This window comes from Paenibacillus sp. FSL H8-0283 (assembly GCF_045040675.1).
In the GTDB taxonomy this organism is placed as follows: Bacteria; Bacillota; Bacilli; order Paenibacillales; family Paenibacillaceae; genus Paenibacillus; species Paenibacillus amylolyticus.
The window spans coordinates 640,043-665,806 of record NZ_CP150295.1; the positions used below are offsets into that span (position 1 = coordinate 640,043).

The 25,764-nt window shown below is 48.4% G+C and carries 20 protein-coding genes; 15 read left to right on the forward strand and 5 right to left on the reverse strand.

Annotated features, from left to right (window positions below; genetic code table 11):
* Window positions 1-35: 35 nt before the first annotated feature.
* Window positions 36-1,001, forward strand: coding sequence for a bile acid:sodium symporter (locus MHI52_RS03015; protein WP_315372089.1), 966 nt, complete (start codon window positions 36-38; stop codon window positions 999-1,001).
* 358 nt (window positions 1,002-1,359) lie between these two features.
* Here the strand turns inward: MHI52_RS03015 and MHI52_RS03020 are convergent, their stop codons facing one another.
* The gene (locus MHI52_RS03020) at window positions 1,360-2,988 is read right to left on the reverse strand and encodes a response regulator (RefSeq protein WP_405158417.1); all 1,629 of its coding nucleotides are present in this window, start codon (window positions 2,986-2,988) and stop codon (window positions 1,360-1,362) included.
* A gap of 5 nt (window positions 2,989-2,993) precedes the next feature.
* Complete coding sequence (locus tag MHI52_RS03025; RefSeq protein WP_405158418.1) at window positions 2,994-4,823, reverse strand: sensor histidine kinase; 1,830 nt, start codon at window positions 4,821-4,823, stop codon at window positions 2,994-2,996.
* Window positions 4,824-4,966: 143 nt separating this feature from the next.
* On the opposite strand from MHI52_RS03025, the gene MHI52_RS03030 reads away from it, so the two are divergent.
* The 11 genes from MHI52_RS03030 (at window position 4,967) to MHI52_RS03080 (ending at window position 20,356) form a co-directional block, all read left to right on the forward strand.
* Complete coding sequence (locus MHI52_RS03030) at window positions 4,967-5,848, forward strand: carbohydrate ABC transporter permease (RefSeq protein ID WP_036607341.1); 882 nt, start codon at window positions 4,967-4,969, stop codon at window positions 5,846-5,848.
* Window positions 5,848-6,684, forward strand: a complete 837-nt coding sequence (locus MHI52_RS03035) for a carbohydrate ABC transporter permease (RefSeq protein ID WP_036607337.1) — start codon at window positions 5,848-5,850, stop codon at window positions 6,682-6,684. The genes MHI52_RS03030 and MHI52_RS03035 overlap by 1 nt, the downstream gene beginning before the upstream one ends.
* 942 nt (window positions 6,685-7,626) lie before the next feature.
* The gene (locus MHI52_RS03040; RefSeq protein ID WP_405158419.1) at window positions 7,627-8,925 is read left to right on the forward strand and encodes an ABC transporter substrate-binding protein; all 1,299 of its coding nucleotides are present in this window, start codon (window positions 7,627-7,629) and stop codon (window positions 8,923-8,925) included.
* A 433-nt stretch (window positions 8,926-9,358) separates the two neighbouring features.
* Window positions 9,359-9,925, forward strand: a complete 567-nt coding sequence (locus tag MHI52_RS03045) for a TetR/AcrR family transcriptional regulator (protein WP_036607516.1) — start codon at window positions 9,359-9,361, stop codon at window positions 9,923-9,925.
* A gap of 60 nt (window positions 9,926-9,985) precedes the next feature.
* A complete protein-coding gene (locus MHI52_RS03050; RefSeq protein WP_405158420.1) occupies window positions 9,986-11,938 on the forward strand; it encodes an alpha/beta fold hydrolase in 1,953 nt (650 codons plus the stop codon).
* Between the two features lie 93 nt (window positions 11,939-12,031).
* Window positions 12,032-12,979 carry an aminopeptidase gene (locus tag MHI52_RS03055; protein ID WP_405158421.1) on the forward strand — a complete coding sequence of 316 codons (948 nt, stop codon included), beginning with the start codon at window positions 12,032-12,034 and terminating at the stop codon, window positions 12,977-12,979.
* A gap of 625 nt (window positions 12,980-13,604) precedes the next feature.
* Window positions 13,605-14,024: a chemotaxis protein CheW gene (locus MHI52_RS03060; protein WP_164783412.1), complete on the forward strand. Its 420-nt coding sequence runs from the start codon at window positions 13,605-13,607 to the stop codon at window positions 14,022-14,024.
* 227 nt (window positions 14,025-14,251) lie between these two features.
* On the forward strand, window positions 14,252-17,455 hold the full coding sequence (locus MHI52_RS03065; RefSeq protein WP_405158422.1) for a DEAD/DEAH box helicase: 3,204 nt from the start codon (window positions 14,252-14,254) through the stop codon (window positions 17,453-17,455).
* A gap of 46 nt (window positions 17,456-17,501) precedes the next feature.
* Window positions 17,502-18,314 carry a hypothetical protein gene (locus tag MHI52_RS03070; protein ID WP_405158423.1) on the forward strand — a complete coding sequence of 271 codons (813 nt, stop codon included), beginning with the start codon at window positions 17,502-17,504 and terminating at the stop codon, window positions 18,312-18,314.
* 407 nt (window positions 18,315-18,721) lie between these two features.
* Window positions 18,722-19,696, forward strand: a complete 975-nt coding sequence (locus tag MHI52_RS03075; protein ID WP_036668590.1) for a D-alanyl-D-alanine carboxypeptidase family protein — start codon at window positions 18,722-18,724, stop codon at window positions 19,694-19,696.
* Between the two features lie 258 nt (window positions 19,697-19,954).
* Window positions 19,955-20,356, forward strand: a complete 402-nt coding sequence (locus MHI52_RS03080) for a RidA family protein (protein WP_074093334.1) — start codon at window positions 19,955-19,957, stop codon at window positions 20,354-20,356.
* Window positions 20,357-20,696: 340 nt separating this feature from the next.
* On the opposite strand, the gene MHI52_RS03085 is transcribed toward MHI52_RS03080, so the two are convergent.
* Complete coding sequence (locus MHI52_RS03085; RefSeq protein WP_405158424.1) at window positions 20,697-20,864, reverse strand: hypothetical protein; 168 nt, start codon at window positions 20,862-20,864, stop codon at window positions 20,697-20,699.
* A 235-nt stretch (window positions 20,865-21,099) separates the two neighbouring features.
* Complete coding sequence (locus MHI52_RS03090) at window positions 21,100-22,158, reverse strand: copper amine oxidase N-terminal domain-containing protein (protein ID WP_405158425.1); 1,059 nt, start codon at window positions 22,156-22,158, stop codon at window positions 21,100-21,102.
* Window positions 22,159-22,419: 261 nt separating this feature from the next.
* Between MHI52_RS03090 and MHI52_RS03095 the strand changes: the two genes are divergently transcribed.
* From MHI52_RS03095 to MHI52_RS03105, 3 genes are all read left to right on the forward strand, one after another.
* On the forward strand, window positions 22,420-22,896 hold the full coding sequence (locus MHI52_RS03095; protein ID WP_405158426.1) for a GNAT family N-acetyltransferase: 477 nt from the start codon (window positions 22,420-22,422) through the stop codon (window positions 22,894-22,896).
* A gap of 47 nt (window positions 22,897-22,943) precedes the next feature.
* Window positions 22,944-24,014: a Gfo/Idh/MocA family protein gene (locus MHI52_RS03100; RefSeq protein WP_405159350.1), complete on the forward strand. Its 1,071-nt coding sequence runs from the start codon at window positions 22,944-22,946 to the stop codon at window positions 24,012-24,014.
* A gap of 450 nt (window positions 24,015-24,464) precedes the next feature.
* Window positions 24,465-25,184, forward strand: a complete 720-nt coding sequence (locus MHI52_RS03105) for a hypothetical protein (protein ID WP_405158427.1) — start codon at window positions 24,465-24,467, stop codon at window positions 25,182-25,184.
* Window positions 25,185-25,325: 141 nt separating this feature from the next.
* Here MHI52_RS03105 and MHI52_RS03110 read toward each other — a convergent pair whose 3' ends face one another.
* Window positions 25,326-25,694, reverse strand: coding sequence for a hypothetical protein (locus MHI52_RS03110; RefSeq protein WP_339189982.1), 369 nt, complete (start codon window positions 25,692-25,694; stop codon window positions 25,326-25,328).
* Window positions 25,695-25,764 lie beyond the last annotated feature (70 nt).

Sequence of the window (25,764 nt, forward strand, 5' to 3'; positions counted from 1 at the left end):
GCCCACGATGTCCCACTAGAAGAGGAGGAAGAGAAATGCTCACAAGAGAAACGATGGAGCAACAGCAAACCTGGTTCTATGTAGTTGCACTGTTCGTAGGGGCAGCGATAGGGCTGAGTAATCCGGTATGGGGGAATGTTTTACACTACACTGTGTCCCCGGTTCTTGCCGTTCTGTTATACAGCATGTTTGTACAGATTCCCTTTTTACAGTTAAAAGAGTCCTGGTCGAATCTTCGATTTATGGTGGCGCTACTGGTGGCTAATTTTATCGTAGTACCTGTAGTTGTATGGTTGCTCACACTTGTCTTTCCGCAATCACCAGGCGTTCTGATCGGAGTCTATCTGGTACTGTTAACTCCCTGTATTGATTACGTCATTGTGTTCACACAGCTCGGCCGGGGCAATGAGAAGCTGATGCTCGCCGCAACACCTTTTTTATTTGTTATACAAATGATCCTGTTGCCGTTTTATTTATGGTTATTGATGGGTACCGAGATAGCGCAGATCATGCAGTTAGGGCCGTTTGTAGAGGCTTTTTTGTTCCTGATCGTTATTCCACTGCTGCTCGCTGTTGTTACACAAGTTTTCTCCAGAGGTAAAGCGAGCGGGGAGCGGGTCATAAATGCGACGGCATGGCTCCCGGTTCCGATGATGGCACTTGCGCTGATCGTGGTTGTCGCTTCCCAGATTGGCAAAGTCTACAATGATATGGCGATTATCGTAAACGTGATCCCGATCTACATTGCTTTTCTGATCATTATGCCTTGGATATCTCGGATCATTGCTAATTGGTTTCGATTGAATACAGGCGCAGGGCGGGCCTTGATTTTCAGTTCAGCCACACGGAATTCGTTGGTTGTTCTGCCACTGGCGCTGGCACTCCCGCCAGAATGGGCAACTATCGCTGCGGCTGTTATTGTTACACAGACGATGGTGGAGCTTGCAGGGGAGATAGTCTACATTCGACTTGTACCTGCGGTGATTTTGCGGGATCGGTGAGCGTACTAGGGTGTATCTATGTTATGATCTAATATAATGAATAAAACCATTTTTGGTAAATAAAAGGGGGTTATGAGTATCCTTACTTACCGGAAGATCATGTTCTATCTGGATATTATACTTGTACCGTTCATCATTATCTTCTTTTCCATAGCAGCTCATACAACGGGAAATAAAGTTTATTATCTCTACTTTGGTGTAGCTGTAGCCGCAATCTTTCGGAGCGTATCCTATCTTAGAAAAGAAAGAGCCAACAAATCGTCATGATATAGGCTATTTTCTGTAAAAGTAAAATTAAAAAGAGCACTTCCGATGGGTTATGCCGGGAGTACTCTTTTTAATTCGGATCAAATACTCGTTACGTACCAGCCTGCAATAATGTTTTACGATATTCTGCTGGCGTGATGCCTTCCATCTTTTTGAACACTTTGCTGAAATACTTTTCGTCCTGGAATCCAACCATCTCGGAGATTTTGGCGACACGCAGAGAAGGATTTTGTAGTAACAGCTTGCCGTTGTTGATCCGCAGTTTGCCCAGATATTCCGACCAGTTCAGGCCAAATTGCTGTTTGAATTTACGGGAAATATACTCCCGGCTCAGATAGAAACGCGCGGCAATCTGCTGTAAGGACAGGTCCTCCTGATAATGGGCGTCCATATAACGTGCAATCTCACTCATGGGATCAGGATTGGCGTGGTGATGAGCGGTGAGTGCCTTACCGGCCGCAAGCAGCCGTTGTTCCAACAATGAACGAAGCAGGGGGAAGGATAACAGTCCTTCAGCGTCCAAAGGTAACTCGGCAAAGGGAATAGACTGTTCCTCCGTCATTTCTTCCTCATGGAATGACGAACCTGCCGTATCATCAAGCCAGCGGCTCAGCATCCATTCCAGCTCATCGATCCATTGCTGGATCTGCTCAGCACTGACAACCTCAAGATCAGTAATCGGGTCAAGCCACTCGGCGACCGCAGCAGATACACTGGAAGCCCGGCAGCTCATGGCTGCCATACGCAGGGGTTCTTCATGGGCGGTTAAACGCCTCATTTTATTCCCAATTGATGATTCCACTGAGGCATGGATTCGCTGTTTAATTTGCACAACATTACGTCGCCACAACCTTGAACTTGCTTCCAGATAGGCCGCTGAGATTCCGCCAGGGTAAGACTCACAGGTGGAGATGCCAAAATGAAGCCGGCGCTGAATCGTCTGCTCCAATCCCTGATTGACCTTGTCCAGAATATGTTCCAATGAAGTGGATGGACCCCAATGCAGCAGAACAATCTCGTCCGGTTGATCCAACTGACGAAACATTACGCCTTCGTCTGGTGTGGATAACATCTCGGCACAGATATTGAGCACCGAGAACACAAGCAGGTCCGGTTGACTGCGGTATTTTGCCAGACAATCTGCATCCAGATGGGACAGGCTGGTGACAGCGACACTACAGACAGAGATTAGACGGGGGAGATTTAACTCATCCTGCAATCGCTGCATGTGTGATGGGCTGCTGCCTCTTCCGACGGCAAGTTCGGTGAGTAGACGATCCTGGTAGTGTGGGCGCATTCGATTAACAACAATGGATTGCCTGGTGGATTGTATTCGAATGGCGTCTTCCTCTTCCCAAGCTGTAACGGCCTTTAATAGAGATGCATTCAGCTCATCTGCTTCCACAGGTTTCAGGAGGTAGTCCATGCCACCATGCCTGATTGCATGCCTCACAAGTTCAAAATCATCATATCCGCTGATAACCAGCACCTTGCTGTGCGGGGTATGAGCCGATATCCATTCAAGCAATGCCATACCGTCCTTGCCCGGCATACGCATGTCACTGAGTATGATTTGAGGTTGATGTGCCGTGATGGCGGCGATGGCTTCATCCCCGTCTGCTGCTTCAAGTAATGTATCAATGCCAAACTCTTCCCAATGACCAAGCAACCTTATGGCATCGCGGACATGTTTTTCATCATCTACAAGCAGTGCCTTCATGTTGTTCACTCTCCCGCGTATAGTTTAACCGTGATCTTCACACCATTGGGTTCCCGATTGTTGATCTCAAGCCTGGCTGAGTGACCGGGATGTGAGTTCAATTGAAGTCGGCGTATTACATTTCGTAGACCGATGGATTCAGACTCGTCGGATTCTTGTGTGGATAACCCGGTTGTTGTATGACTTTGATGTAGCCATCCGCAGATCTCCAGTAATTTTTCTTCAGGTATGGAGGGACCGTTATTATTCAGTTCTATTTCAATCCAATGATCGTTGATCCGGCGGCTGGATAGGGATATGTGACCTTTGCCAGGCTGAATATCTGCCCCATGTTTGAAGTAGTTCTCAATTAAAGGTTGTAACGTCATTCTTGGCATTTCGACAGACAGTGTATCTTCGGCAAAATCCAAATCCACCTCAAGGCGGTCACCAAACCGCTCCTGCTGCAGTTCCAGATATAATCGGGCATGCTCCGCCTCTTCGCGTAAGGTCACGCAGGTCTGATCCCGCATGCTGTAGCGCAGCATTTTGGACAGGCTAGAGAGTAGTGTATACGCCCGTTGTCCTTGCTGTTGAAGGGCAAGTGTACCGATCGATTGCAGTGTATTATACAGAAAATGCGGATGAATCTGCGCTTGCAACGCTTTGAGCTGATTGGTCTTATTGGCGATTTCCAGTCGATATTCCCGCAAAATCAGGTTATTTACCGTATCCATCATATCCCGGAAATGACGAGCGAGCACCCCAAATTCATCTCGGCTGGATAGATGGATATCCACATGCAGACGCCCGGCTTGAATCTGGTTCATATACCGCATGAGTTGCTTGAGTGGACCGGTGATTCGGATGGAGATGAACAAGGTTGCAACAATGACTAATACAAGTGCCGCAATGGCAATCATCGCGTTATTCCACGTAAGTGTGGTGGCTCTGGCATATAACGTCTCATTTGGGATCTGTTTGACGATGGTCCAATCGGCGTAAGTGCTACCAAGTTGCTGGTATACATACATGGAACGATCCTGTTCAAAATGCCCTGCAACGTTCTGGGCTGTACCTGCGCTAGATCGCGCGATATTCAGTTCACTAGCCGTTTCCTCTCGTAGTGCATCCGTATGATTGACCTCGGAACGTCCTTGGTAAATGATCTGATTCTGACCATCCACCACATAGATCTGTTCTTTAGCCGGATCATACAGCCTGCTACAGATTGCTGCAATGGTATTCATATTCAGATCAATGGCGAGTACACCCAGACGCTCAGTGGACGGAATATCCTTGATCACCCGATGCAGGGTAATGACCGTTCTGGCAGGGTCATCGGGGGAGGCAGCCTTGAATCCGTACGTGTGACTCATATGGGCCGATTCCACCCAGATATCCGGGCTGTCACCGCTTGTTTTTCCATGAAGCGAGCCGGAATAGGCCTGTTTGCGTTCCTCCCGCTTCGGAAAGGGATTTGTAATTAAGGTGGATTGATTGGCGGCAAAAGAGTGCAAATACAGCTGGAATACATCCGGCACAGCCGCACGTATCGTCTGCAAAGTGGTGTACACCTCGGCAACCGCCCGATAATCCCCAGGAATTTTTGCCAAGTTACGCAGAAAGTTCGGGTCGTTATACACAGCGAGCGACGCTCTGGCCACGTTATCCACATAGTTATTGAGATTGGTGGACGCTTGGTAGATCAGGCGTTTGTTCTCTTCCACAGCCTGTTCCCGTAGGGCCGTTTTGGTCTGGATAAACGTCATGCTGATCGATGCGAGCAGCGGAAGGGTGGTAGCAATGAGCATAAAAGCAATCAATTTGGTGCGTATACTGTAGTATTTGGACATCGGAACACCCCTTCTGGTTGCAGGTTTAGAGAGGACAATATTTTACCCCCAACTGTTCACAAGGGTCGGTGTTTCCCTCGGCGATAATGGGGTTTAATAGAAAAAGAGACCAATTTCATCCATCTATAGAAGGGGAGAACGATATGAAGCATCGCAAATCTTCACAGCTGTTACAGCAGCTTGTGTTCGTGGGTCCCTCCATCGTGTTTTTTATTCTCATCATCGTGGTCCCTTTCCTGCTTGGCATGGTGTATTCCTTCACGGATTGGAACGGGGTATCCGAGAACATTAATTGGGTAGGGTTTGATAACTTCGTGCATGTTTTTGCGAATGATCCCAAGTTCCAAACGGCGTTTTGGTTTACGGTACGCTTCACCGTGGTTGGTGTAGTACTGACCAATGTGATTGGTTTTTTCCTGGCGTATTTCCTGACCAAACCGCTCAAGACGAGAAACATTCTGCGTACGATCTTTTTTATGCCTAACGTGATCGGTGGGTTGTTGCTCGGCTTTATCTGGCAGTTCATATTTGTGAAAGGGTTTTCAGCAGTAGGCGATGTAACCGGCTGGTCCTTCTTCAACCTTCCTTGGCTGGGAGACGAACCAACCGCCTTCTGGGGAATCGTGATTGTGTTTGTATGGCAGACCGCAGGATATCTGATGGTCATCTACATCTCATCTCTGACAAATGTATCCCCTGATCTGCTGGAAGCTGCCGAGATTGATGGCGCAAGTCGCTGGCAGGTACTGCGGAGCATCATTCTTCCGCTCATTATGCCAGGTGTAACGATCTGTCTGTTCCTGGCGATCTCCTGGTCGTTCAAAATGTTCGATCTCAATCTGTCACTGACCAAAGGTGGACCGTTCGGATCGACAGAGTCGGTTGCACTTAATATTTACAATGAAGCCTTTGTGAATAACAGATATGGCATCGGAACCGCCAAAGCGCTCGTGTTCTTCGTAATCGTTGCCATCATCACCATGATTCAGGTACGTCTGACGAAGAGCAAGGAGGTAGAAGCCTAATGGAGACGACGAAAAATTACCGCTTCAGTACCATTGTAACCGAGATTGTCATGGTACTCCTTGGACTTTTATTCCTGGTTCCGTTTTACTTCCTGTTCGTGAATTCGGTCAAAACCTTCGGTGATCTACTCACCAATTCGGCTGCATGGCCGGAAGTATTTCAGTGGGGCAATTATGCTAACGCTTGGGAGAAAATTAATTTCCCGTCCGCGCTGATGAACTCGCTTATCGTTACTGTGGTCAGCAATCTGTTGCTTGTGCTGATCAGTTCCATGGCCGCGTACCGAATGGTTCGCAGTGATACCCGGTTCAACCGAATTTTGTTCGGCATGTTCATTGCCGCCATGGTGATTCCGTTCCAGTCTATCATGATTCCACTCGTTACTGTAACCAGTAATCTGGGATTGATCGACAGCCTTGGCGGCCTCATCATCTGTTATCTCGGTTTCGGGGCACCGATGTCTGTCTTCCTGTTCCACGGATTCGTAAAATCCGTCCCACTGGAGATTGAGGAAGCGGCCCGGGTGGATGGAAGCTCGGTCTACGGAGTGTTCTTCCGAATCGTATTTCCACTCATGAAACCGATGTATGTAACCGTCATCATTCTGAACACACTCTGGATCTGGAATGATTATCTGCTTCCATCGCTGATCCTGCAAAGCTCCAACCTGCGTACGATTCCGATTGCGACCTTTGCACTCTTCGGACAATATACGAAGCAATGGGATCTGGCCTTGCCAGCACTTGTGCTCGGCATCATGCCGATCATTATCTTCTTCCTGCTGATGCAGAAGTACATCATTCAGGGGATTACGGCTGGATCAGTTAAAGGGTGAGGGTGCGAGTGCAGGTCGCTGGCGGGCTCAAGTTGCGCTTTCGGTCGCTGTTGCTCCTCGGTGGCCTGAATGTATTAGGGCAAGGAAGCCACCGAGTATCAAAGGCGAACGCTCCGCTCCTACATCGCATCCTGATCCCTTTGCTCCCACCTCGCATGGAGGTGTGCAAAGGGAGTCATGCCCGCATAGCTTTGGCATGACTCCTAGGGAAGGGAAAGCGTCGATAAAGAGAAATGACCAAGAATGAAATGATTTAAAGACTAGGTTCGATAAGGCAGAAGGTGAGTGTATAAGGGCAGGGTCGCTGACGGTCTCAAGCGTGGAGTGCGAGTGCGAGTGCGAGTACAAGGTCGCTGCGGGCTCAAGTTGCGCTTTCGGTCGCTGTTGCTCCTCGGTGTCCTGAATGTATTGGGGCAAGGAAGCCACCGAGTATCAAAGGCGAACGCTCCGCTCCTCCATCGTATCCTGATCCCTTTGCACACCTCGCATGGAGGTGTGCAAAGGGAGTCATGCCCGCATAGCTTTGGCATGACTCCTAGGGAAGGGAAAGCGTCGATAAAGAGAAAGGAGCAATAAAGAAGCTTGTACAGCCAGGAACTTCTTCTGCAGAGTGAAGTGAGGGTATGCTCCTTTTTCAAAGCGCTAACGAATCCACCGCATCTTAATAGGTGGATAATCAAGGAATACAAATTGTAACGAATCTCAGCAACGTTATTCGGGTACAAAACGGCGTCAAAGCCTTAAAATTCGACCAAATCGACGAAATAACGTCGCTGTGATTCGTTAAAATTGGAACCTGTGCAAATAGGTGCGAATAACGTGCGCTCGGTTCGTTAGAATGAAAACACGCTTCAAGAGAAGGTTATTCTGTCATCGGAGTGCCAGTGTAAATATTCATTAGTGGAACGGTTATACTGAAACTACTATAGGGAGAGTGTATGTATGAAAAGAATGACAAAGTTGACGTTGCTTATGCTGATTGCTTTTTCGTTAATGCTGGCGGGTTGTGGCAATGGAGATAAGAGCGGCAGTCCGGTCAACACGGATGCTCAAGGTGGTGGCGAGGCTGCTGCTGGAGATAAAACCATTAAGATCTTCCAATTCAAAGTCGAAATCGCGGAAGCGCTCAACCGTCTCAAAGCGGAATATGAATCCTCCCATCCAGGCGTCAAACTGGACATTCAAACTGTAGGTGGCGGCAGTGACTACGGTGCTGCATTAAAAGCCAAGTTTGCGGCTGGCGAACAACCGGACATTTTCAACGTAGGTGGTTATCGTGAATTGGATACATGGCTTGAATATCTGGAAGATCTGTCTGGAGAATCATGGGCCAAGGATGCACTCGAAGTAGCCAAAGAGCCAATGACCAAAGACGGCAAACTCTACGGACAGCCGCTCGCGCTGGAGGGTTATGGTTTCATTTATAACAAAGACCTCTTCCAAAAAGCAGGTATTACCGAAATTCCAACGACACTGGAACAATTGGATCAAGCTGCACAGAAACTTCAAGCCGCAGGCATTACCCCATTCTCTAATGGATATCAAGAGTGGTGGGTGCTGGGCAATCATAACGTAAACGTCGCATTTGCAAATCAGGCAGATCCGGTGAAATTCATCCAAGGACTCAACGAAAGTACGGAGAAGATTCCTGGCAACCAAGTGTTCGCCGACTGGATCAACTTGCTCGACTTAACGCTGAAATACAGCAACAAAAACCCGCTGACAACCGACTACAATACGCAAGTTACGTTGTTTGCGAGTGGAGAAGCGGCGATGATGCAACAAGGAAACTGGACTCAAGTACAGATCGATGGAATCGATCCAGATCTGAATCTGGGTATCCTCCCAATGCCAATTAACAATGAACCCAATGACAAATTGTTTGTCGGCGTGCCGAACTATTGGGTTGTGAACAAGAATTCCCAAGTGAAACCGGAAGCAAAAGAGTTTTTGGAATGGCTCGTAACTTCGGATATCGGGAAACAATACATGACAAAAGAATTCAAATTCATTCCGGCGTTCAGTTCCATCACGGCATCCGAAGAGGATCTGGGTGACCTCGCCACAGAGATCATGAAGTATAGCCAGGAAAATAAAACACTCAGCTGGAACTTCAACCGTTTCCCTGAAGGGGTTCCACAAGAGTATGGTAGCACGATTCAGGCTTACGTTGCAGGCAAATCGGATAAAGCCGGATTGCTAGACGCATTGCAACAGAACTGGGATAGTCTGAAAAAATAATCCGGATCATGGACGGTATCCACAGGTTACCAAAAACGGTTCAGAAATCTTCGGATAGAAAAGTTAGTCTATCGGATATATGAGTTAATTGAAACAGGTTAGCCAGAAATCTTATTCTGGTTGGCCTGTTTTTGTTTTTCCGAGGAGCCAATGACGCTCTCTGAAAAGTTCAAAGTCAGCTATATTCCTGAAATGTGGATAACTCCAAAGCAGTTTAATGATCTCATGACGTATTTAACACAGAGTTAATACTATATGTGGATATCCTGTGTGTATAACACTCTAAATGTGGACAAGTATGGAGTAGCTGGAGTGGGAGGTCCTCTTTTGTTAACAGAAATACTTGTTTTCAACTGTTTAGTACTGTATAGTTCTAAATATGACAAATCCAAAAATGAACACGGGACCCGCCAAATCCAAAAGTACCAATCCGGTGAACCGGACCAAGGCAGTTGAAGTGGCGGCACAATTATTTCTGCGTCAGGGGTACAGCTACGTCAGCATGGATGAGGTCGTGCGAGTGAGTGGGGTATCCAAGTCAAATATTTATTATCATTTTAAAAACAAGGAGGAGCTGCTCCAGGCCGTGGTACAATACTGGATTGCCCAGTATGAGTCGGAGCTGTACCTGCTGCTCAGTCAGCGTGAACGAGGAGTGGAGGAGCGTATCTACTCATTCATGGCATTGCTGTCGGCAGGTATTGAGGGCCGAAATTACGAAGGGAGCTGTCCCTTTGTTACGTTATATATGCAGACACCGGACAGTGCACCCCAAGTGAAGGAAAGCATATCCAGATTCTTTCGTGAGCTTAGACCTATGGTGGAGAAGTTGTTTCAGCAAGGTTTGGATCGCGGTGAATTTCGCAAAGAAATCGAACCGGGACCAGCTGCGCTGTTGTTTATTGCCGCATTGGAAGGTTCACTAATCCTAGCGGGAACTGCCCGTGATGTTGGGATTATTGAACAATCGGCACGTACGTTTTGTCAGATGCTTCGTTAATCGAAGCTCTTTTTTTGAATATAACTAGTACTGTATAGTACTAAAAGGAGCCGTAACAGAATGAATGTACATACAACAAACATGAATCAGGTAATAAGCGAGTCTGATATTGCAGCCACGACCATTTTTATGACAGGTAGTACAGGTTTTATCGGCAAAGAAACGGTCAAACAACTCACGCAGGGAGACGCACAATTGCTCTTGCTGGTTCGTTCGGAACAGCGAGCCAGAACTGTGCTGAAGGCTTATGGAGTGAAGGATTTCGAAAGGATTACCTTTATTAAAGGTGATTTGTCCATTTCGGGTCTTGGCCTTACCGCACCAGATCGGGAGCGTGCTCTTGAAGCGAATGTGATCATTCATGCGGGAGGAACGATGGACGTCACTTTGGAACGAAAAGTAGCCGAGCAGATATTCATGAACGGGGCCAGGGAACTGGCACAGCTAGCACAGGAAATCCACTCTACTCATGGATTGAGACACTTTATCCACGTTGTTGGTTATATGAGTCCTTATGGAGAGCGGAATGAACAGGGGAATTATCTACAGGTTGAGCATGTGGATAACAATGAAAGTGCGTATGAAGAGATGAAGTTCCATGCCGATCTTCATATTCGCGAGCATGCTGAACAGCATCACTATCCCTTATCCGTTGTAAATCCGAGTACAGTGGTTGGGCCACGTCCCACAGGTGAAACCGAGCAAACGGGTGGGATTGGACTGCTCATTCAGGCGATTCAGAAAGGATTTATGCCGGTAGTGCCGGGAGGTTCATCCTATTGGTTACCGCTTGTGGAGAATGACATTGTTGCACAGACGCTTGTTTTTCTATCCAGGGAAGTTGCTCCAGTCGGAGGAACTTATCCACTGTTGGCGCGGAAGGAAGACAGTCCCAATATGAAGGAACTGCTGCAATTCTTGGCGCAGCAATTGGATGTACCCAAGCCGAAAGGGGCTGTGCCACTACCATGGATTCAATGGATCATGAAATCAGGTGGTTCACGCATCAGTGGTGTTCCAGCGGAGTCGGTTGCTTTTATTACCAACAGGTCTTTCCCGGTTGAAGAGACAGAGGCTCTGTTCACACGTATGGGGCAATCCTGGCCGGACATCCGGGAACAGCTTCCGCTGGTTACAGCCGATCTGGACTATCGTCTTCGGTATACGCCGTTACCTGAGGGTTTTCCGACAGATTATATTCGGTCTCGAAGTGGAAATATGGCTATGCTTGGTTGGGAGGGCGAGGGAGAGCCTTGGATTATTGTACATGGTTTGCTTCAATCTGCGGATGAGATGTTACCTTTAGGAAAACAGCTTAGGGACCGGACCGGGAACCCGGTATGGTTAATCGATCTCGCTGGATTCGGACGGTCTCCGGTGCATCAGGGGGATGAAGCGTTTGAAGGTCAGGTGGATGCACTGCTTACGGCTCTTGGTGAGTTTGAAGGTCCGGTGAAGCTGGTTGGTCATTCGATCGGGGCTGCTATTGCAGCTGCGGCACAGATGCGTAGCGGGCGGACAGACATTCGACTGGGGTTGCTTCAGCCAGTAGCTAACAATTCGAATCCGAATGTGCTGAGATGGATTTCCCGTTTGCCAAGAGGGGTGATGCGCTCCCTGCTGCGTGGCAGATCTGAGAAAAGTTGGAATCAAATGTTCAGTTCACATAGTGGCGTAGGCGACAGCAGTGTTATAGCCGATACCATGGGCAAGAGAATACGCTCCAGTCTCCAGTCCCCTCGCATTGCAGGAGCACATGCAGACTTGTTGTGCTGGATTCACTCGGGTCAGAGGAAAGGCGCCAGATCAACGTTGTGGGCGAAAATGGAAAGTCAGCATTATGCCAAGAATGTATTAGTTGTGTGGGCCAATCAAGATCAGGAATATCACTATCCCCAGGATATGAACTCACAGGTCAAACGGATAGATGTACCCTATGGACATTACTTTCCGACGTTTCAGTATAAGGAAACAGCTGCAATTCTCGCCGAATGGGCCGATACCTTAAGGTGAGTTCAGGTTTGGACATGCAGGAATCCCGTGCCAATTGTCGAAAGGGTCAAGTCGACTTTTGAGAGCTGAACCAAAGACAGGAGAGATGAATGTATGAGCAAGCAACGTGTGGAAATCAGTAAAAATGTGCTAACGGAATGTCTCGGACTGCGCAGCGGAGAGAATCTGGTAGTTGTCGCAGACGATATGAAACGGGATCTGGCTGAATCCATCTATGAGGCAGGCAAAGCACTTGGAGCAGAATCAGTCCTGTTAATCATGGAGAAACGCAGCAGATCCGGCGAAGAGCCACCTGCGCCAATTGCAGAGGCCATGATTCGAGCAGATGTAGCCGTGTGTGTAACGAAATATTCATTAACGCATACCCAAGCACGCAAAAAAGCCGCTGCTTCAGGGACCCGAGTGGCAACCATGCCAGGCATGACAGAGGATATGTTTGTGAACGGAGCCATTACAGCTGAATATTCACAAGTAAAGGCGTTGACCGAGAAGGTAACGGCTCTATTAACCGCAGGTCGCCATGTGCGAATAGAGAAGCAGGGCCATAGTCTTTCCTTTTCCATTGAAGATCGTAACGGTGTACCAAGCACAGGTATGTATTTGAACCCTGGTGAATCGGGCAACTTGCCGTCAGGAGAAGCTTATATTGCTCCCGTCGAGGGCAAGGGCGAGGGCAGTATTGTTGTAGATGGTTCCGTTGCTGGAATTGGGGCACTCCGTGAACCGATGTTATTGACCGTTAGTGAAGGACGGTTGGTGTCAGCTGAAGGACCAGATGGGGCTCAATTACTGGAAACGCTTGGTGAGGGCGATGGTCGTTTTCTCGGCGAATTCGGGATCGGTACCAATAATAAGGCGCGAATCACGGGTGTGGTGCTGGAAGATGAGAAGGTGTACGGCACAATTCATGTGGCCTTTGGCAGCAATAACACATTTGGTGGAACGATTGCCGCAGGTGTTCATATTGATGCAGTTGTACAAAAGCCGGACGTGTACATCGATGACAGGCTGATCATGCGTCAGGGTGAATTGGTCGAATAACTACAGCGAAGGAAATTGGGCATGTCCACAACGTGTCCACAGTAATGGATAACTGAAGCGGAAATTCAGATTTTACGTCAGATTTACAAACAAATACACAACATGTCCACATTAAATTAATGAATATCCACATGAAATGCTAAAGATATCCACAGCATGTGTGCAATATGTGCACAACTTATCCACAAATCAGGTATAACTCATGTTTTCATCCGATAAAACAGTCGTTTTGGAGTAATGAAACAAGTTATCCACAGGAATAACGCTTTTTTGTTCCAAGTATTTGAAAACATAGAAACAGATCCATAATATATGGGGATAAAAAAGACCCGAAATCGGCATAAGGCTGATCTTGGGTCTTTTTTATGAATATAATTTTTCAATCCTATGTCAGGTTACTTACGCTCAATTCTAAAACGACTGACTTCCACCACCCTCCACAACAGGGCAAATGAGCAGAGCGGAGACAGCAACCGTAATGCAACGTCTGTTGAAGTTGGCAAAAATGATCTGAAGCCTAAACATTTGATCAAAAATAACCGATACACCAAAGTAACATCTAATGGGACGAAAGTAGTCTGATTATACGGAATGAGAGGATATGGGGATAACTATGGACGAGGGAATGCAATATATTAATTTTTCGGTAGGAGACCAGATCTTTGCACTACGAATTGATGAAGTTCATGAGATCATCAGAATGGTGCAGGTGACAACAGTTCCATTTGGAAGCCCGGAGATCCGAGGTTTTGCTTCGCTGTACGGTAAGGTCGTTTCGGTGGTGAGTCTTCGTGTATTGTTAGGCATGCCAGACCAGGAGGATACCTCTTCTACACGTATTATTGTGGTGCCTTACAAAGGTGGATTTGTACCGCTGATCGTAGATATGGTCGATTCTGTCGTAAGTTACGATCGTTTCGAGGAACCAGCTGAGGAACACCGTCGTTTCATGCTTGGCGTTTTTGACAAAATCGGGTTCTGTGAAGATCATCGTGCAGGTATTTTGAACCTCGATGTATTACTGGGCAGCTTGATCAGATCATAGGAGTATAACGATCCGTAATTCTTTCAATATTCAGTATTATCCTTCGGTTTACCCAAATGTTCCTCATCCGCTTTTAGGGTGAAGGGACATTTTTTTGTGCCTCTAGGGCGTTTTGAGACACCCCCTAACCATCAGAATAACCACTTTTTATGGGCAAAGGTTTTTAAATCCGGTCATTTTCGTATATGATGGAGAGTAACAATGCGAAGGGATGACGGGAGACTTTAATGATGCAATCGCTGTATGGAGTATGGCTTGGTGACGTATTTTTTTGTTTTTCCGGTGAAACATCGGAACCGCGTGTGGATGCATGGAGCCACGTGGTAAGAAGGTTGAATTTTGGCGACGGGGGTCGTCTGTTTCAGCCTGCCGCTCTGCGTCTTGCGGAGCTGCGCTGGCCGAATCCGCTGAGGAACACGGCTGAAGCGAAGAACACGAAGCGGCGTCAACTGCTGGGACGCACATTGGAAGGATTGGCAGTCTCGCCTAAGGATGCCTTCAGGTTGCTGCTGCAATGGGATGACCGTTTGTTAAATGCAGCCGGAATTCAGGTTGGAGAAGAGATGCGTTACTGGATCAAAGCAGCGCAGTTCACACAGGAGCTGCTGTTGCGGGGAGCAATTGCTCCATCGGCTGAATTCGCAGCAAAGACCGGAGCACGGCGACGGACCGGGCAAGAGACATTAACAGGCGTATGGCGGCCACGCTTGCAGCAGGAGGAGGACATCGAACGCTTCCGCGATCTTGCTGAAGCGATGCCTCCAATTGGATTGGCTGCTCCTGGAGCTTATGCTTCATTGGAACCGGAAACGCGTGAAGAAGCAGGGGCTGCGGTATTATTTTCATTCATGAGTGGCATGATTCATGCTGTGGTGACAAGTGAACTGGAGGGCATGGACAGTGAACTGTCCCGTTACCGCACCCCATATCGACGCGGATCTTCGCCAGTAGCCGAACTCTGGTGGAACAGTCTGATCTCGATGTTCCGTCCTGTGACAGTGCAAGGGCCGACGGACGATATGACAGCGTTTATTCATACGTTGCAAGAAGTTGGTGGAACGTCAATGCCAATCGTGGGAGCAGAAGAGATGGCACCTGCTGAAGGCCAATTGAAGTTGGTGCTCCGCTTGGAGCCACCGCTGGGCGAACATGAAACGATCTGGGGAATCAGCTTTTGGGCGGACAGTGAGCAGGAACCAAGCTTGAGGTTGCCTGCACGGACGATCTGGGCACATCCAGAGCGAGATCTGGACCGGGGGAAGGTGTTATATACCTCGGCGGCAGAGCAATTATTGATGGCACTCGGGCAAGCAGCAGAAATGGCACCTGAACTGGAGACGGCGCTGCTTACCGCTCGTCCGGAGGAAATTAAGCTGGAGCAGCAGGGTTTCTTTGAGTTTCTCACACATGCGGTTCCACGTTTGCAGAAGGCTGGGATAACCGTTCTCATGCCTTCAAGGTGGAGTCGTGCCGGGAAACGTCGTGCGGGACTGCGTCTGCAGATGTTGAATCGGGGAACAGAACGGTTGCCTGGAGCCACATCGGCACTGGGCATGGAACAATTGGTTGCTTTCAAAGCGGAGCCTATGCTGGATGGTAAACCGGTCACGGCGGAGGAACTGGCAGCACTGGCTGAATCCACAGTTCCTTATGTTATGTTCCGTGGCGAATGGATTGAAGTGGATACAAAAGAGATTCGCCAAGTCCTGCGTTATATGAAAAAAGAAGAAGAACAATATATGCCTCTCTCCGAATGGCTGCATCTGGCAGCGGATGAAGGGGAGGATTCCGCATGGAAGGGCCTCTCCGTCTTTGGTGCCGAATCTGATGGGATGCTTGCTTTCCTGCTCGATGGACAGGTGCTTCGCAGTATTGAGCCTCGTCAGGTTCCGGCAGAATTGCATGGTGAACTCAGACCTTATCAGGAACGAGGTTACCAATGGTTATCCGCGATGCGTGAGCTGGGCTTTGGCGTATGTCTCGCGGACGATATGGGACTTGGGAAGACGATTCAAGTAATTACCTGTCTGCTAGACCGCAAACACGAGGAACGCCAGGTAGCTGAAGAGGAAGCCCGTGAGAATGAGCTGTTGAATGGATCAGATCATTCTTTCCCGGCGGATCAGCACACGCATGAGCAGCCTGTTCATCTGCCTGCACTTATTGTGTGTCCTACCTCGCTGCTTGGAAACTGGCAGCGTGAGCTGAAGCGGTTTGCCCCGGATCTGTCGCTATATATTCATCATGGCGGACAACGGCTGCACGGGAACGAATTCCAGGCAGAAGCGCAGACGCATGACATTGTACTGACGACCTATCATCTGGCAGGCAGAGATGGCCCGGATCTGGCTTCGTTGCACTGGTCCACCATTGTGCTGGATGAGGCACAATATATTAAGAACTACCGTACCAAACAAGCGCAAAGCGTAATGCGCCTGTCTACACTTCATCGTATTGCGATGACGGGAACGCCTGTAGAGAACCGGCTGAGCGAACTTTGGTCGATTTTCCAGTTTCTCAATCCGGGGTATCTGGGCACAGCTTCATCGTTCCGCCAGCGGTATACAGGACTGGGGCCATCCGAGGAAAATGCAGCATCCTTGCGTGAGCTTCATCGACTGGTATCTCCATTCATGCTGCGCAGGCTGAAAAGCGATCCGGATATTCGCAAGGATCTGCCAGAGAAGCTTGAACTGAAATCCTATTGTTCCCTGACGCCGGAACAGACGGTGTTGTACCAGCGTGTGGTGGATGATCTGATGGGGGGGCTGGACGGCAGAAATGGCATTGCCCGTAAGGGGATTGTGCTGTCCTCCCTGACCAAGCTCAAGCAGATCTGTGATCATCCGGTGCTGGCGGACAGCAATCGGAAAGACCACGGCAAGGCTGAGGCATCTGGTAAGATGGAACGTTTGCTTGAACTGCTGGACGCCATCCGTGATAACGGGGAATCTGCCTTGATTTTCACGCAGTATGTTGCTATGGGAGATCTGCTGGTATCGAGGTTGAAACAGCGATATGAGGAAGAACCTTATTTCCTGCATGGTGGTGTGTCGAAGGCGCAAAGAGATGATATGGTGGAGACTTTCCAAAAAGGAGAGGGGCCGTCCATGTTTGTTCTATCTCTTCGTGCCGGAGGTGTGGGTCTGAATCTGACACGGGCGAGTCATGTTGTTCACTATGATCGGTGGTGGAATCCTGCGGTTGAGAACCAGGCGACGGACCGTGTATTCCGAATCGGGCAGAATCGCAATGTGCAGGTTCACAAGTTGATCTGTCAGGGAACACTGGAGGAACGGATTGATGAGCTGATCGAAAGCAAGAAGGCACTCTCCGAGCAGGTCGTTGGTTCGGGTGAGAATTGGCTGACCGAGATGTCGGATGATGAGCTACGTGGCCTGATTTCTCTTCAGGGTGAGACGTGGCTGTGACCTTGAACATTCAGGGGAATATAGATGTTGAGAAAGGGGGATTATTGTGAGCGAAAAATGGAAGATCGAGCTGCATATGTCCCCCGGTGGATGGACAGCAGAAGTAAATACAGCAGCGGAAGCGGACCAGGAAGTTTCCGTTTCCGCTTCCGCTGTTGAGGGCAAGACCGGATCGGCCGCAGGCATGTTCACGGTCACGGGAACGCCCGCCCGACTGAGCGAAGCCCAGCGCGAGGCTGTACTGGCTCAGCTGCGCAAGCGCCCGCTGACGCTGTACGCCCTGCTGCGCGGCGGCCCGGCGTCCGAGGAGCTCGCCGGGCTGCTGCCGGCTGCGCAAGCGCCCGAGGGCTCGCCAGGCGCAGCAACGGCCAGCGCGGCCGTGGCGTGCACCTGCGGCCGCCCGGGCTGCGCGCATGCCGCGGCCGCTGAGCGCGCCGTAGCCGCGCGCCTCGCGGCCGAGCCGCTGCTGCAGCTGGCGCACGCCGGCCTGCCGCGCGAAGCGCTGCTCGCCGGCGTGCTGGGGGCATGGGCGGAGGAACTCGCCCATGATCCCAGCGGCCCCGGCCGCGCAGCGGAAACGGCTGGCCGCCCGCAAGTGCGCGGCGGCGAAGGCGGCGCTGCCGTCGGCGAGTGGATCGCCGAGGCCGCCGCGGACGGCGCCATGCACCAGCCGGGGCCGGGCTTTGGCGCCGTTGAGGTGCGCCTCGCGCAGCCGGGCAAGCCGCCGGCCTTGTCGGAGCTGACGGCGCTGCTGCCGGGCGTGCCGGCCACCGCAGGGCTGGATTTGATCCGCGAGCGTGTAGCCGCGCGGATGTGGCAGGCTGTCCAGAAGAAGACGGACAGCCCAGCAACCAAATGATGCACCCATTAGAGCGGGGGAGATCTCAGATCACCCCTGCTTGTTTTTATTGCAGCATGTTGCATTATTTGATTTAATTCATTTCCCGGTACAAGATGAATTTTGTCTTTATCCAACAATGCTAATGCTCATTAATAAAGTGCATCTCGGTATAATCAATTTTTTGCATATTGGATATATGAAGGTATATTCCCATTTCACTTCTATTGTGTACAGCACGGGGATGTTGCTCTAAAAGTCCAAAAAACGATCATACAGGCTGTACAGCCCGTATAAGTTCATTCGGATCTCTTCTAAAGGAGGTCTTTACCGGTGGAGCTTCGCTCCCAATTAAGGTATACTGTCGCAGGGAACATTGCACGCTGAGAACTATATAACATTTATATTATTGCGATAGGAGTTTTTACATGAAATCAACTACAGGAAGACAGCGCCGCATGGTGGTTATGCTGTCCTCATTGATGATATGCGGAGCATTGCTTGCCGCGTGCCAGAACGGTTCAGGCACAGAGGAAAGCCAGAATCCGAATGGAACAGGTAACACTCAACAGGAGACGGACGGCACAACGGTTCATTTTACGGAGGATAAAGGAACGGATGGCGACAATGCTGGCGGGGATGACACATCATCTTCTGGCAACAGCGGTGAAGGCACGGATAGCGAGTCTGGGAATGCTTCAGCGGGCGAAGGGCAGGGCTCTTCGGACAATGGTAATGGCGCGACAGGGGAAGATCCATTGCTGGAGAAACGCAGTATCAGCGCACTGCAAACGACGATTGATGCACAATCTGTGGTGACCAATGCCGAGTCTATGACCGTCATTGTGAACAAACAACGGAGTCTGCCTGACGGTTACGAGCCGGACGATCTGGTAGAGCCGAATGTACCGTTCTCCTTCGACGAACCACACGAGAAGCGGCATATGCGCAAGGAAGCTGCGGAGGCACTGGAGAAGTTGTTTGCAGGTGCAAAAGCGGATGGCATTGAGCTTCGTGCGGTATCCGGTTATCGTTCATATCAGCGTCAGGTATCCATCTATAACAATAATGTCAAAACCAAAGGTCAAGAATACACGGATCGCGTGAGCTCTGTGCCAGGCCGAAGCGAACATCAGACGGGTCTTGCCATTGATGTATCCAGCCCGAGTGTGGGCAATGTGCTGGAAGAGGTATTTGGCACATCGAAGGAAGGCCAGTGGTTGGCTGAACATGCTGCAGAATACGGATATGTCATCCGTTATCTGCAAGGTGAAGAAGATACCACAGGTTACGTCTATGAGCCTTGGCATATCCGGTACATCGGTACAGATTTGGCACCGGATGTGGCGAAGAGTGGGTTAACTCTAGAAGAATACTTCGATGAGGCTAATATCAAGTTGTAATCAGGCCAACCTATAGTTTCCATTTGATTAGTTAATACTATCTCGTTATGAACAGGTCCCAGGAAGCGCATCATTTGTTGAACAGATGGTGCCCTTCCTGGGACTTTTTTTTGTACATCGAATTTTGGTATATCAAATATGTGCGAAGAAGAAGTTCCAGCCAGCTTTAAGTTTTAATTTTTTGTTCGGGATTCGAATGGGCTGATATAATTAAGGTATGCATTATAGATAAATACAACCAAAGCGAGGGACGAGAGAATGAGCAGACAGCAGGTTTTTACCGGCTCCCCATGGGAACCGTTGGTGGGATATTGCCGTGCCATCCGTGTAGGGAACCGAATCGAAGTGGCGGGTACAACCGCGATGCAAGATGGTGTAGTTGTTGGGGCAGGTGATCCGTATGCACAGACAAGGTTCGTTTTGCAGACGATTGAAAATGCACTGAAAGAACTGGGGGCTGACATGTCGCATGTGGTGAGAACCCGGATGTTTGTGACCGATATCTCCAGATGGGAGGAAGTTGGCAAGGCGCACGGTGAATTTTTTGGACAGATCCAGCCTGTAGCCACCATGGTTGAAGTTAGCGCACTCATTGATCCCTTGTTGATGGTTGAGATTGAAGTAGAAGCGATTGTTGAAGATGAAGTCACAGCCGATTGATTCTGACGGTTATCCGGATGATTTCTAAGGAACCCAGGACGTCTTATTTGGCGATAAGGTCCTCTTTCTAAAATGTAAGGAACATCAGACACGTTATTTCCCAAATTACTCTGATAAAAATGCTATAAACAGCTATTAATTCAAATTAGCGTGCCTGAGATTCCTTAGATTTCTGCGGGTACTTCAAATCCTTGAATAAGATGCCTCAGATTCGTTAGCGTTAACTCCGCTTGCTCTTACATTCGGTAAGCAATGTATTTCGTATGCAGTGCACATCGCACGTGTCTGCTCCGGACAAGTTTCAGGTACGCTTCAGTTTGAAGCAGTTTGTAGACACACTCTAAAAAACCAGAACCGGAACCAGAACCAGAACCAGAACCAGAACCAGAACCAGAACCGGAACCGGAACCGGAACCGGAACCAGAACCGGAACCGGAACCGGAACCAGAACCAGAACCAGAACAAAACCAAAACCAAAACCAAAACCAAAACCAAAACAAAAAAACAACCTTATCCATGCCTGTCAAAAGACAAGCGGATAAGGTTATTTTGAATTGACTTCGCCGCCTGGCCGCACGGCTGAGTTCTTGATGCGCCAAACTCATTACACCGCGCGTCAGGAGCTACATGCGGATGGCTGGTCATTATGATGCTCCACACTCATGACCCCGCGCTAAGCGATGTACACGGTCGTCTGCAACAACATATAACATGTGTTTCAGCCAGACGTTTTTCCAATCGTATTATTTCGCTTCCAGTTCTGCTGCAGGTGTTTCAACAACCACTTTCCAAGCTGTTCCGATTGGAGGCAGGCTACGCGTCAACACAGGGCTGTAGAACCCAATGACTTTAGCGCCTTTGGTCAGTTCTTCAGCTTTCACCGTCTCACCTTCGTGGTTCACGAGCAACGTGTCTTTAGCAATGTTCAGCACGACATGGTCAGGAGCGGTTTCTGTTAACCGTGTACCTGTAATCTCAATCTGTGAGATGCTGCCTTCAGCTGATGTTACATTTTCAATTGTACCCGCTGTACCCAGAAGCTCTTTAGGTTGTGCCTCAGATGCTGTAGCCGCATCCAACACAGTGACTGTATAGGTCGGCGTTTGTGGTGGCAGACTGCGGGTGGTGATCAGGGAATGCTCAGCTTCCACGTTCATGCCAATGGCCAGATCAGTCAGTGCAATCTCTTTTCCCTCAACTGAGATGAATTTTGTCTCATCGCTCAGATTGAGCACAATACCATCCGTACCTGCACCGCCAATCTGGATGGACTGATATTTATCTTGGTTCGAGATTCTGGTAATGACACCACGTTCAGTAACCGTCTTCACGTCCTCTTCACTCGAGATAGTCACCTGATTTCCTGTTGTGTTCACTTGTCCATGCAGTGCTTTCTCAGCAAAAGAAACCGGTACATACAATTTGCCGCCTGTGATTTCGGGCGCTGTACCCAGCGTGAGCAGCATTTTATTCACGGAATATTGATCCTTGCCTGTGATTACCTGTGTCCAGAGAGCACCACGAGTCAGCTCTGCAGTTTTAGTTTCTTTATTCCATTCCAGTTCAATACCCAGTGCGTCGGTAAGATCACGCAGCGGGATCATGGCTACTTTGCCATCTTTGTTCCAATAACCATCAGAGATGGTTGCACCATTCACGGATACGTTTACTACACTCGCTGCGTTACTATCTGCTGAAACGGATGTTTGATGGACTGGTTTTGTGTTGTCCAGTGTTGCTGCATAAGCGGCTCCACCACCCAATGCCATGGATAGGGCCATCAGTGCACTTACTTTTTTCATGTTGTTGTTCATCAATATTCATCCCTTCTAATCTGTGTACTGACGCGGTAAAATCTTCCTTAGGGCCGCGCTTCAAGTTAATAGACGGGACAAATCGTCTAAGTGTTGCAGTTGAAATGCAATGAATGTAAGCGGTAGGTTAGTTTAAATTAGAAATATCGCTTGTATTTCAGGTTATCCGCAGTAGGATCAGGTTAATTTCAGGTAAGTGGCCAAACCTTTGTTCTATTTCACATTCAAGTACGAGGAGGAACGGATTAGATGAGTGATATGTTGGTAGCGCTCTATCGTTTGCCGGAGCAAGAGAGTGGACTGAGAATGCTGGAGGAATCCTCCATTGTGATTCGAAGAGCCATTGCCCCAGAGAAACAGCTTGTACTGGATTGGGTGAGGTCACATTTTAGTCAGGCTTGGGTAGATGAATCTGATGTCGCTTTTGCGCGTCAGCCGGTGTCCTGTTATATTGCGGTTGAGCATGGGAAAATGATTGGATTTGCCTGTTACGAAGCGACATGTCGCAACTTCTTCGGACCGACCGGTGTGAGCCAGGATGCACGAGGCAAAGGTGTAGGCACAGCCTTGTTACTGGCCTGTATGCATGCGATGAAGGCGGACGGTTACGGGTATGCGATTATTGGATCAGCGGGACCTGTGGATTTCTATGCCCAGACGCTGGGTGCAGTGAAGATTGAAAATTCAACGCCGGGTATTTACGAAGGTATGCTGCGGGCAGACTAGACAATAATGATGTTGTGGAAGCTGTGGAAAAGGAAGGGAGGACGATGATGAGCACGAAACAAATGTTGCACATCGGAATGATCGGTACAGGATCAATCTCGGATCTTCATATGAGGTGTTATGCCAAAAACGAGGATGCCGTCATCTATGCGATCTGCGATCTGAACGAAGAACGGGCTAAAGCTGCGGCACAGAAGTATGATGCTCAATCCGTGTACACCGATTATCGGGAGATGCTGGAGGACCCGCATGTGGATGCTGTCAGTATCTGTACCTGGAATAATACACATGCGGAATTTGCCATTGCTGCATTGGAGGCAGGCAAGCATGTGTTGCTGGAGAAACCGGTCGCAACCAATGTGGAAGATGCACTGCGGATTGAAGAAGCGGTGAAGAAGAGTGGACGTACGTTTATCGTTGGTTTTGTGCGGCGTTATGATAACAATATGCAGATGATGCGCAGATTCATTGATGCCGGGGAGTTTGGTGAACTGTATTATGCCAAAGCTTCCATTCTACGGCGACACGGCAATCCGGGCGGTTGGTTTGCTGACAAAAGCCGTTCCGGCGGCGGCCCTCTGATTGACCTGGGCGTACATATTATCGACCAATGTTGGTACCTCATGGGCAGGCCGAAACCTGTTACGGTCAGTGGTAATACGTATCGGAAGTTGGGCAATCGTGCCCATATTGAACATCTTTCTTTTTACAAAGCAGCCGACTACAGCGCAGCTGTGAATGACGTAGAAGATATGGCGAATGCGCTCATTCGGTTTGAAAACGGGGCTTCGCTGGCGGTGGATGTGAGCTTTACCCTGCATGCACGCGGAGATGAATCTTCGGTGAAATTATACGGAGAGCGTGGGGGGTTCGAACTGGAGCCGGAGACACTGATCGTCTCGGAGAAAAATAATACCATCTTGAATATTGAACCCCAGACGGACAATACGGGTCTCCATATTCATAGTGCATTCCAGAACCAGATTGACCACTTTGTGGATTGCTGCCTGAACGGTACAGAGCCGATCAGCCCAATTGCGGATGGTGTGGCTTCCACGCGCATGTTGTGCGGAATCTACGAATCCGCTGAGAAAGGGCAGGAGATCAGACTTGATTAATTAGACATGTTAAAAAGCAATTGAAAAATAGTTAAATTCGATATATTCTAATTCAATTAAGAAAATGTTATTAACAAAAGAGCTCTGGTGGGTGCGCGTTCCCTCAGAACTCTTTTTTAGTGGCTATTATTTGTTTTTAATTATGAGATCGACAATGAATAGAACTGATCCTAAAAAAGCGAAAATTGGAACGAAGAGATTATCAAAAAATCCAGGATAGAGCACTGTTAAATCGACGGATATCCCAATTTTTCCAATGGTTTTGACGTAAGTAGAGAAATAGGCAACAGTACGCTCCAAAGTATAGAGGAATCCTGCCATGGTTAGAAGAATTATACCTGTTGTTCGTAAATTCATCATTATCTCCTTTTTATTCAATATTTGACATTTTATTATTTTTCTTTATTATGGATTATGTACCAAATTATACAGGAAAAGAGGTAATTTGTGTTGAATATTACAAAAAAAATTTTAGTCCCCGCTGTTGTGGCTTCTATGCTCGTGGGAGGAACGTTTTCTTCAGTTGCTATGGCTCAACAAAATCATGATGTAATCGTTCCGTCTACTAATAATTCAGAAAAAGTAATTGATGGACAAAGCTTTATAATTTCACCTGAAGCAGCTGGTAAAATAACCGATGAAGAACTGAAAGCGATCTCACAACAAGCAGGCGGTAATGGAGATATTATTATTTCTAATGTCATTGAAGGTAGCAATCAAACCACATCATCTCAACAAAATATTATAACGCCCAATGCTTGGTATGACCTGTATATTATCTGGGATATCACTAAGCAAGTCACCCAGAGAGATACCCCATTAGCAGCTCAGCAGGTAACAAGTGTTGGGCAGTCCCAAGAAAGAACGATTAACACTACATTTAAACTAAGTGCAAATGTCTCGGCTAGTGTCACGATTCCAGCTAGTTTAAAAACTTCGATAGAAGCAGGGCTGGCCAGTGAAATAAACCAAAGCATAAATACAACATATTCAGGGCCTAAAGTCGGAAGTGGTATTTCCTCCTATGTTTTCTGGATAACCCCTTTTGTAAACCGTGGAACATGGAGTGCAACTGGTAAGGGGAATTTGTCGGGAGACCCTCACGGACCATACTCTGGATCCTGGCAGGAACCATATAAATTTGTAGAATGGACTCAAGCCATCAAGTAAAAATACTCAAAGAAATAACCTCTTTCCTAACAAGGAGCATGTTCAGGAAAGAGGTTATTTATCATTAAATATGTTGTTGTATCTGTCTTTATAAAGAGGGAGCTTACGTCCAAAGCAGATGCGCATATTTTTGGCATCAGGTCATTTATTCAGTGGTGAATTCTCGTATCCAGGGTCATCATAATCCGTATCCTGCAGCCTTGGAAGCACGTTCATGGTTTCAATTGCCTGCCGGGTATCCGGCGTGCCGTGGTCATACAGAAAGGTGTACAGCAAGGTCATGCCATCCGAAAACTGCTCCGTTGCCTCATCATGGTCTGCCGATTTGTAGGGTACTGGCGCCCGTTGCAATGTATAGGCATCGTCATCCTCCAGCACCTTCATCAGATCTTTCAATCGGCCCAACTGTTCGTCATCCACCAACACCTCAAAGGGTGTAGATTCGTTCTTTGTTCGTTCAATCAGGTTATGAGTTACCGATACATACAGATGTTGTTTGCCGTCCTGCATAATCCAACCCCCATTCTGAAATGGAAAAAAGACGCTTCTACTGTTAATAAACAGCAAAAAGCGCCCTGAA

Coding starts and splice junctions, on each gene's coding strand:
- MHI52_RS03015 (WP_315372089.1), top strand. CDS start 36: ATGCTCACAAGAGAAACGATGGAGCAACAGCAAACCTGGTTCTATGTA.
- MHI52_RS03020 (WP_405158417.1), bottom strand. CDS start 2,988: ATGAAGGCACTGCTTGTAGATGATGAAAAACATGTCCGCGATGCCATA.
- MHI52_RS03025 (WP_405158418.1), bottom strand. CDS start 4,823: ATGTCCAAATACTACAGTATACGCACCAAATTGATTGCTTTTATGCTC.
- MHI52_RS03030 (WP_036607341.1), top strand. CDS start 4,967: ATGAAGCATCGCAAATCTTCACAGCTGTTACAGCAGCTTGTGTTCGTG.
- MHI52_RS03035 (WP_036607337.1), top strand. CDS start 5,848: ATGGAGACGACGAAAAATTACCGCTTCAGTACCATTGTAACCGAGATT.
- MHI52_RS03040 (WP_405158419.1), top strand. CDS start 7,627: ATGAAAAGAATGACAAAGTTGACGTTGCTTATGCTGATTGCTTTTTCG.
- MHI52_RS03050 (WP_405158420.1), top strand. CDS start 9,986: ATGAATGTACATACAACAAACATGAATCAGGTAATAAGCGAGTCTGAT.
- MHI52_RS03055 (WP_405158421.1), top strand. CDS start 12,032: ATGAGCAAGCAACGTGTGGAAATCAGTAAAAATGTGCTAACGGAATGT.
- MHI52_RS03060 (WP_164783412.1), top strand. CDS start 13,605: ATGCAATATATTAATTTTTCGGTAGGAGACCAGATCTTTGCACTACGA.
- MHI52_RS03065 (WP_405158422.1), top strand. CDS start 14,252: ATGATGCAATCGCTGTATGGAGTATGGCTTGGTGACGTATTTTTTTGT.
- MHI52_RS03075 (WP_036668590.1), top strand. CDS start 18,722: ATGAAATCAACTACAGGAAGACAGCGCCGCATGGTGGTTATGCTGTCC.
- MHI52_RS03080 (WP_074093334.1), top strand. CDS start 19,955: ATGAGCAGACAGCAGGTTTTTACCGGCTCCCCATGGGAACCGTTGGTG.
- MHI52_RS03090 (WP_405158425.1), bottom strand. CDS start 22,158: ATGAAAAAAGTAAGTGCACTGATGGCCCTATCCATGGCATTGGGTGGT.
- MHI52_RS03095 (WP_405158426.1), top strand. CDS start 22,420: ATGAGTGATATGTTGGTAGCGCTCTATCGTTTGCCGGAGCAAGAGAGT.
- MHI52_RS03100 (WP_405159350.1), top strand. CDS start 22,944: ATGAGCACGAAACAAATGTTGCACATCGGAATGATCGGTACAGGATCA.
- MHI52_RS03110 (WP_339189982.1), bottom strand. CDS start 25,694: ATGCAGGACGGCAAACAACATCTGTATGTATCGGTAACTCATAACCTG.